The 7,292-nt window shown below is 36.4% G+C and carries 7 protein-coding genes; 6 read left to right on the top strand and 1 reads right to left on the bottom strand.

The features are described 5' to 3' along the window. From GH715_RS18410 to GH715_RS18425, 4 genes are all read left to right on the top strand, one after another. The gene (locus GH715_RS18410; protein WP_153836672.1) at positions 1-912 is read left to right on the top strand and encodes an ABC transporter ATP-binding protein; all 912 of its coding nucleotides are present in this window, start codon (positions 1-3) and stop codon (positions 910-912) included. After that, entirely contained in the window at positions 909-1,619 is a 711-nt protein-coding gene (locus tag GH715_RS18415) for an ABC transporter permease (protein ID WP_153836673.1), read from the top strand. The genes GH715_RS18410 and GH715_RS18415 overlap by 4 nt, the downstream gene beginning before the upstream one ends. Next, a complete protein-coding gene (locus tag GH715_RS18420; protein WP_153836674.1) occupies positions 1,620-2,351 on the top strand; it encodes an ABC transporter permease in 732 nt (243 codons plus the stop codon). It abuts the gene before it with no gap. A 230-nt stretch (positions 2,352-2,581) separates the two neighbouring features. Further along, positions 2,582-3,535, top strand: coding sequence for a GGDEF domain-containing protein (locus GH715_RS18425; protein WP_153836675.1), 954 nt, complete (start codon positions 2,582-2,584; stop codon positions 3,533-3,535). Positions 3,536-3,650: 115 nt separating this feature from the next. On the opposite strand, the gene GH715_RS18430 is transcribed toward GH715_RS18425, so the two are convergent. Continuing rightward, the gene (locus tag GH715_RS18430) at positions 3,651-4,382 is read right to left on the bottom strand and encodes a GTP pyrophosphokinase (RefSeq protein WP_153836678.1); all 732 of its coding nucleotides are present in this window, start codon (positions 4,380-4,382) and stop codon (positions 3,651-3,653) included. A gap of 329 nt (positions 4,383-4,711) precedes the next feature. Between GH715_RS18430 and GH715_RS18435 the strand changes: the two genes are divergently transcribed. Then, complete coding sequence (locus GH715_RS18435) at positions 4,712-5,515, top strand: peptidoglycan-binding protein (protein WP_153836676.1); 804 nt, start codon at positions 4,712-4,714, stop codon at positions 5,513-5,515. A 562-nt stretch (positions 5,516-6,077) separates the two neighbouring features. Continuing rightward, positions 6,078-7,187 (top strand): N-acetylmuramoyl-L-alanine amidase family protein, encoded by a 1,110-nt coding sequence (locus tag GH715_RS18440; protein WP_153836677.1) that lies wholly within the window; start codon positions 6,078-6,080, stop codon positions 7,185-7,187. The last annotated feature ends 105 nt before the right edge of the window (positions 7,188-7,292 follow it).

Raw genomic sequence — 7,292 nt, forward strand, 5'->3', positions numbered from 1 at the left:
ATGGAATATATTGTTCAAACAAACAATCTATCAAAGAAATTTGGGAAAGAACTTGCGGTTAATGGAGTAGATATTCGAATCCCTAAAGGAGAGATATATGGCTTTCTGGGACCAAATGGTGCGGGGAAATCAACAACGATCCGAATGCTGCTAGGTTTGATGAAACCAACTGCTGGTAACATCGCAATATTCGGAAAAGATTTGAAGAGTGAGCGCATCAATATTTTAAAAAAAGTAGGATCATTAGTCGAAAACCCTTCCTATTATCCGCACTTGACTGCGAAAGAAAACTTAGAAGCCATTAGAAAAATAGTTGGTGTTCCGAAAACGAGGATTGATGAAGTTTTAAAAACTGTTCGTTTGCAGGATGCGGCAAATAAGAAAGTAAAAGGTTATTCATTAGGAATGAAGCAACGGTTAGGTATAGCATCTGCCCTATTAAATAAACCAGAACTGTTGATTTTAGATGAACCTACAAATGGATTAGATCCATCTGGGATTATCGAAATCCGAGAATTAATTAAGAGTTTACCAGAGAAATATGGGATGACTATATTAATCTCCAGTCACCTTTTGTCGGAAATCGATCAAATAGCTACCACGGTAGGGATTATTACAAAAGGAAAAATGATTTTCCAGGATTCCATCGAAGAAATGCGTATGTTTGCACAACAGCATATTAAATTGAAAGTAAATCAGCATGAACAAGCATGGCGAGCGCTTTTAGCTAATGGAATGAAAGCAGAGTTAGAGGATGGGCATATCCTTTTATCAGATCAAACCGATCAGCATGTAGCAGAAGCAGTTCAATTGCTCGTGCAACAAGGCATTTCCATATATCGTGTAGAAGAGGATAAAAAGTCGTTAGAAGATATCTTCCTACAAATGACGAAGGAGGAGCTTGCTGGATGATGATGCGGTTGTTAAAGGTAGATATGTTGAAAATGAAACGAAAAGGTATGTGGTTTTTAACGATATTGGGTCCTTTCGGTGTGATTGCTTTACAGATGGTCAACTATGGTGTTAGAAAAGAGTATTTACTTCAACAAAGTAACGATTATTGGGGATATTATCTAAAAAATATTAGTGCCTTTACACCACTTGCCATAGTATTAGGAATTGTGATACTCACTTCGTTTATGGCGAGTATTGAAAATGAGACAAATGCCTGGAAACAGTTAGTGGCATTACCGATCTCCAAAATGTCTGTATATTTGTCGAAATTTACCGCTCTTTCGATTATGCTTTTTCTTTCATCTTGTTTACTAATGATTTTCACACTGGGATTTGGATTGTTCTTAGATTTTAATCAGGAGATTCCCTTTTTAGAAGTATCCCAATATAGTTTCTTCCCATTTTTTGCAGCATTACCAGTGCTAGCATTACAGTTATGGATTGCTACTGTCAGCAAAAATCAAGGATTTCCCATTACGGTAGGTGTAGTCGGTGTCATTTTTGCTTACTCCGCTTTCACATTACCAGACTGGATGATTTGGAAATGGCCTTCATTAATGAACGAATGGGATGATCCGATTATCAATGTATGGTTAGGACTAGGTGTCGGAAGTTTGTTATATATTATTGGCATGTTTGATTTTAAAAGAAGGGATGTGAAATAAATGTTAGCCATTTTACATTCAGAATGGTTTAAATTGCGCAAATCAAAAGTTACCTTGATTTTATTTGTTGGTCCACTTATTGGTCTGTTTATTGGATTGACAGGGAACTCACTAAATGTTGGAGAACAAATGAATCAATGGTATGCTCCTTTATTTATGATGAATTTCACCTATGCGATCTTGTTTTTACCTTTAATAACAGGTGTATTAGCGAGTGTTATCTGTCGTTATGAGCATCAAGAAGGTGGTTGGAAGCAATTATTAGCCTTACCTGTAACGAGAGGAAAAGTTTTTCTAACAAAATATCTGCTGCTTATTTTATTAGTACTTTTTATGCAAATACTCTACTTAGGAGCAATTTATGCAGTAGGGACGATCGAAGGTTTTACAGATCCATTTCCATTAACAATCGTTTGGAAGAGTATTATAGGAGGCTGGGTAGCGACAATGCCATTAGTCGCATTACAGTTATGGCTATCTATTTTATTCAAGAGTTTTGCCGCGCCGTTTGCTGTGAATGTTATTTTTACTTTGCCGACGATTTTAGTGGTTAATTCAGAACGGTTTGGACCGTATTATCCATGGGCACAACCATTTTCGATGATGTATGTTGGGGGAAATACAGATGATGTATTTTTCATTCCGTGGGATCAACTATTGACCGTAGTGGGAGGAGGTTTTCTTGTCTTTTTCCTTTGTGGATATATTTATTTTCAGAGAAAACCGATTTAATCATCAAATACAGTTATAAAAAGATATCTGCTGTTTGCTTTTGTTTGCAGTTATGATAAAAATTTACAAAAACATTACAATAAGGAAAAATATCTAGTGTTCACAAAGGATAACACATTTATCAAGTCTAAAAATCACTTAGATAGGTCTTTCGATTCATCTGTATATCCGTTATGATGGTAGTATAATATATTATCATAATATGCGCTAAGCATTGTGAGGGTATCAAGATGAGAATTAATATAGGTGATATTGTTGAACACTCTATAGCCGTTCAAGCAACGATAAATAATAGTGAAATTGATCAGCTTTTTAAGGATAATTATCGAACACATGGGATTATCATTATAGAAAATAAGAAACCGCTAGGTATGGTTACTCGAACAGATTTCTATCAAAAACTCGGTTCCATGTATGGCTACAATTTGTATATTAACAGACCTGTATCCCTTTTGATGAAAGAAGAAATTCTCTGTTTCGATTACCAAACGTCGATCACAGAAGTCAGTGAAAAAGCAATGGATCGTAGTTCAAATGCATTATATGATGATATTGTCGTCACGAAAGAAGGTCAATTATTCGGAAGTGTCTCGATTCGCTCATTATTAATGACCCTTGCTAGTGTCCAGTCTCAAATTGCTTCATCATTGAATCCTCTTACTAAACTGCCAGGTAATCGAATGATCAATGATCATTTGAAAGAATTATTATCACATGAAAAATTCGCAGTGCTTTACGTAGATTTAGATCAGTTCAAAGCTTATAATGACGTCTACGGCTTTTCAGCGGGTGACAAAGTGATTCAGGAGACAGCGTCCATTTTACAAGCAAATGCTGTCAAGAATCATGGATTTGTCGGACATGTTGGTGGTGATGACTTTGTTGTCTTGCTTTATAGTTGGGATTTCGAAATTATATGCGAACAGATTATCGCTAATTTCGATCAATCTATTCTATCCTTTTATAAGGAAGAACATCGCGAACAGGGCTATGTAAAAACTGAAAATCGAAAAGGAGAAATAGAAGAAATTCCACTCGTATCTATTTCCATTGCAGTGGTCACCAATCGATTTCGACCATTTGATTCTGTTGATGGGATTGTTAATTATGCTGCAAAAATAAAAAAAGAATGTAAAACACATAGATGTAGTTGTTTTATATCTAATCAATTCGTTACATGTTAGCCTGTGCGATGATTGGTGGAATAGTGTAGGGATGGAAGAGTACACAATTATTAAGTTTGAAAACTTAAAATAAGAGGGCTGCTATATTTCTTTATAAAGCAGCCCTCTCTATATCTTAGGATTTTTTCTGGTTATCAGCTAACAATGATAGAAATTCAGGAGGAAGGATTACCGGCTTTTCCTCATTACCATTAAGGTGGTCGGCTTCTTTAAGTTGATTTACTTCCTTATGAATTCTCTCCATTCGTTCATCTAACTCGTTTGCAGAAATTGCAGCATCTCTCAAATCGTCCCGTAATGCTTTCGGAATAGATTTATTATACTTATAGTAGATTTTATGCTCCAAACTAGCCCAGAAATCCATTGCGATCGTTCTAATTTGAATTTCGGCATACACATTTTCTACCCGGTCTGACATAAAAATCGGTATTTGTACTATTAAGTGAAGACTTTTGTATCCATTTGGTTTTGGATTTTGTATATAGTCTTTTTTCTCTATTAAGGTAATATCTTTTTGTTCTGTAAGCATATCCGCTACTCGATAAATATCACTTACAAATGAACAATTGATTCTAATTCCAGCAATATCGCGGATGTTCTCCTGAATGACTGGAAGATTTAAAGCCAACTTTTTCTTTTGCACCTTTTTAAATATACTTTCGGGTGATTTAACGCGTGTTTTCACATGTTCAATCGGATTGTAATCATGAATATGTTGAAATTCCTGCTGTAATATACTTATTTTTGTACTAACTTCTTCTACAGCAAACTTATAGGCCATCATAAATCGTACCATTTCTGTTTTCCAATGCATGATATTTTTCATTTCTATTGAAGTATGTTCCATGTTGGTTGTGAAATCTCCCTTCTGATTCAACAACTTACCTATTTCCATTATCATAAAGTCAGGAATCCAAGTCAAAGAAAAGATTGAGGAAAAACTGTGAAAAAACGATGGAGTTGGGTAATGATAACGAATGGAAGTAAGCAGAAACAGTGAAAATATGTGGGGATATAGTAGAGATATACTTGTCCTTAGACAGACCTTATAGGATACATTATTACAAAATAATGGATGATAAAGGGTCTAACGTTGTGAATCTATCTTTTACACACAAGAAATCCTTGTTCTTCTCGAACTCTCTTATGAAAGAGAAAAAACGGGGAGGATTTTTTATGTTAAAAAGGTGTAGAAACCTATTTATTGTTATGGTTGCTAGTTTCCTTATGATGGTCTTAGCACCAACCATTACAGAGGCTGCGATTGGAGATCGCATACTAGTTAATGGATCATCAGGATCGGATGTAGCTGAATTACAAGATTACTTGATGACGAAAGGAGTATTCCCGTATCATACCTCAACAGGATATTACGGTAATATTACAGAAGAAGCCGTCAAGGATTTTCAGCGGAAACGCAACTTAAAAGTTGATGGCATTGCTGGTCCTGAGACAAACCATGCGGTACAAGTTTTGCGAAATGGTGATATCGGTAAACAAGTTATCCACATTCAATACCAGTTGAAGGAAGCAGGTCATTACCATTTAAATATTGATGGGATTTATGGCTCTGGCACAGTGAGTGCAGTTAAGAGTTTTCAGAAACAACAAGGTTTGGCCGTAGACGGAATTGCAGGACCAAATACAAGGTCGGCACTAGATAGTTTGAGTAAGCATGGTTCAGCAACCGGAAAATCTTTGACAGTGGAAAGTACAGCATATACGGCAGATTGTGACGGTTGTTCAGGTGTGACAAAGATGGGACTCGATTTAAAGAAATATTCTGATGCGAAAGTGATCGCTGTTGATCCGAGTGTTATTCCGCTTGGATCCATTGTTGAAGTGGAAGGATACGGAGTTGCCATTGCAGCGGATATTGGTGGTGGAATAAATGGTAATGAAATTGATGTGTTCATTCCAAATCGAGACGATGCTCTCCAATGGGGACGTAAAGAGGTACGTGTTGAAATAATCGAATAAGATATATGAGCTGACCCATTCATTTTTTGGGGTCAGCTATATTTATTGTTCTAGCTGGTAAAAAACTATGGATTAGGATTTTTATCTTATCTTATCAGATCATACCAAATCCATTTTAAAAGGTTTGGTAAATGCTATTCTATATCACTTTAAATCCGAAGAATGAAAGGTCACATATGGCTAGTAATCCACGTGACACGTATACAGAAATAGTTGGAAGTATCCCCAATTACACGGTTGCGAATGCTTGTTCTTTAGGTTGGTACCAAAGACAAGATTACGCATTCATGTTTTAGGTGGTACTAACATGACCGTGCAGTCGGGAGAATAGTTGATCATTTTATTTATTTCTCCTTTATCTTTTATGGTGGATAACGGAACTAGCAGTCTACTTGCAATCCACTTCAATTATGGTAAAATTATCCTTCTTCACCTCGAAATTGCTAGGTAAATATAATCTATTTTTGCTAGAGTAGCATAGAAGTATATGATTTAGGGTAATCTACCATATGAAGAAGAGGAATTTAAAGCAACTTTCCTATAGGGAAAAAGGAGGATTTCAATGAATCATAGACTAATTTCTCGACTTGTCTTTATTTTTTCGTTATCGTGTCTTTCCTTTTTTTTATTACAACCTGTTGCGGCTAGTAGTTCAGAAACCTATGAAGTTAGTTCATCGATTCTCAATGTTCGAAGTGAGCCCTCTTCAAACAGTGAAATAGTGGCACAACTCGTGAAAGGGGACGAGCTAGTAGTTTTTCAGGAAAAGTACGGATGGGTTCAAACTTACTTTGATGGTGAAGAAGTGTGGGTAGCTAAACATCATCTGGTTCAACAGCCTTCTACTAGTTCGGAAGTTTCTACAACCGAAACAAGTAACAGTTCAAAAAAGGTTACGATAGCTTCTGAAAGCATTTTTGTCCGTAGTGGACCAGGTACTAACTATGAATCGATTGGATCGGCAGTATCTGGAGATAATTTTGAAGTGACGGATCAGACAGATGAATGGTATCAAATTAGGTTGAATGGTTCAGAGACAGGCTGGATAGCTTCTTGGTTAACGGAACAAACAACAGAAACAGCTCAGACGTCGCAAGCTTTATCAACTAATAACACGGTTTCCTCTAACTCCAAGAGTTTAGAAGGGTATAATATTGTAGTAGACCCAGGACATGGTGGAACAGATCCCGGCGCAATAGGATTCAATGGAGTACAAGAAAAAGATGTTGTGTTACCGACATCTACAAAAGTTATTGATCATTTGCGTGATGCTGGTGCTAATGTCATTGTGACTAGGTCAGGAGATTATTATGTTTATTTAGAGGATCGTGCGCGAATTAGTAATAGCTATTATACGGATGCTTATATTAGCCTTCATTACGATGCGTCCTTCGATATATCAGCAAATGGGATCACTACCTATTTTGCTGATATGGCTGAGAAGGAGTTAGGTGATTCTATACAGTCAGCCATGATATCTCAAGTTGACCTTCAGGACCGAGGGGTAAGACAAGCAAACTATAAAGTGCTTATGAATACATCAGCTCCTTCAGTTTTACTCGAGTTAGGTTTTATATCAAACCCTCATGATCTGTCTGTCGTACAAACAGCAAATTTTCAGAACGATATAGCACAAGGAATTACCAATGGATTAATCCATTATTTTGAATAAGTAAGGGAAAGCGAGCTGAATAAATATTCAGCTCGCTTTCATCATGTTATAGATAATTAATTTTAATCGGCTCTATACTAAATGTGGTGGTGCTTCCTGGAGTGA

Origin of the sequence: Gracilibacillus thailandensis, from assembly GCF_010994055.1 — a bacterium.
Lineage (GTDB): Bacteria > Bacillota > Bacilli > Bacillales > Amphibacillaceae > Gracilibacillus > Gracilibacillus lacisalsi.